We start from the raw sequence: 230 nt of genomic DNA on the forward strand, positions 1-230 counted from the left end.
GTTTTTAAAGATTTATAATAAGCTTTTTCTGCTTTAGTCCAAGGAGCTATGCTTCCTTTGATAGGATCTTTTAAATAAATACTTTGCCAATCTTTAAATTCAAGTAAAGTAGATTTCTCCCCTGTGTGAAATTCAGGATCTAGATACCTAGGTTGATAATTAATATAAGGAGAAGTTCTTAATATACGATCAGCTTCAAACAAAGCTTTGGAATATTCTTGGGTGTATTT

General features: G+C 30.4%; 1 pseudogene. It reads right to left on the bottom strand.

The annotated features are described in order from the left end of the window. A pseudogene (locus ELQ12_RS10165) lies at positions 1-230 on the bottom strand (hypothetical protein); the annotation flags it as partial.

It is taken from the genome of Campylobacter sp. US25a, assembly GCF_004379075.1.
In the GTDB taxonomy this organism is placed as follows: domain Bacteria; phylum Campylobacterota; class Campylobacteria; order Campylobacterales; family Campylobacteraceae; genus Campylobacter_D; species Campylobacter_D jejuni.